Annotated in this window: 1 protein-coding gene; it reads right to left on the bottom strand. The window is 63.5% G+C overall.

Annotated elements, in window-relative coordinates; all coding sequences use genetic code 11:
• Positions 1-21: 21 nt before the first annotated feature.
• Complete coding sequence (locus A5730_RS23395) at positions 22-972, bottom strand: IS481 family transposase (protein WP_156745909.1); 951 nt, start codon at positions 970-972, stop codon at positions 22-24.
• Between the last annotated feature and the right edge of the window lie 105 nt (positions 973-1,077).

Here is a 1,077-nt window from a genome sequence, read left to right as displayed (position 1 = left end):
TGTACTCGGCCAGCAGGTTGGTCACAGTCGGCTGGTGGGTGGTAGTCCGTTGAGTGCGCTGTGGCGGCGTTGAGTGTTGTAGATCTCTAGCCAGGGTGCAAGTGCGTGGGCGCGCTCGGTGTTGGAGGTAAAGACTCGGCGGTAGCACCATTCGGTTTGCAGGGTGCGGTTGAATCGTTCCACTTTGCCGTTCTGCCAGGGGCAGTGCGGCTTGATGAATAGATGCTTGGCGCCGAGTCGGGCGACGACGGTTGCCACGTCGGCTGATCGGCGATAGCTGAGGTGGTTGTCGGTAATGATCCGTTCAATGCGTGAAATGCCATGCGCGCCAAAGTAGCTAGCGGCTCGGTCGATGAAGCCAGCACAGGTGGGGCCTTTCTCGTCGGGCAGGATCTCGGAGTAGGCCAGCCGGCTGTGGTCATCGACCATCGAATGCACGTAGTCAAAGCCGATGCCGCGGCCGCGGACCTGTTCACTGCGTCCATGAGCGCGCCATCCACCGCCGTCGGGGATCCGGCTGAGCTTTTTGACATCAACGTGCACCAGCTCGCCGGGACGGTCACGCTCGTAGCGCACCGTGGTGGCCTTAGAGGCCTTGATCACCGCCCCGGTCATCGGGTCACAGTCGCGCAGGTAGGGCTGATCATGGCGGCGCAGGATCCGGCCGACCGTGCGGGCCGGCACGCCTAGCTGCGGGCCCAACCAGTCTTGACCACGGCGGTGCTCACGACGCGCCGTCAAGACCTGCTGCTCAATACTGGCCGGCGTGCGCCGCGGTGACGAATGCGGACGCGAGGAGCGATCCCACAACCCCGCCTCACCCTCGGTGGCATGCCGGCGAATCCAGGTATGCACACACTTACGGGAAATCCCCATCGCTTCGGCGATCTGGGCCTGTTTCCACCCCTGCCGGTAGCGCTGCACAATCAGCAGCCGCCCCTGAAACGTCGTACGGGCATTACGGTGGGACACGAGAACCTCCGCGGTAGGTATGGGCCTTCGACAAGCCACACCCCACCCGGGGGTTCTCCTCACATCAAGCCGACACGCCTGCTACCAACGTCACGACCGAGTACA

This window comes from Mycobacterium sp. ACS4054 (assembly GCF_001667275.1).
Lineage (GTDB): Bacteria > Actinomycetota > Actinomycetes > Mycobacteriales > Mycobacteriaceae > Mycobacterium.
This window is presented reverse-complemented; position numbering and strand designations above follow the sequence as displayed.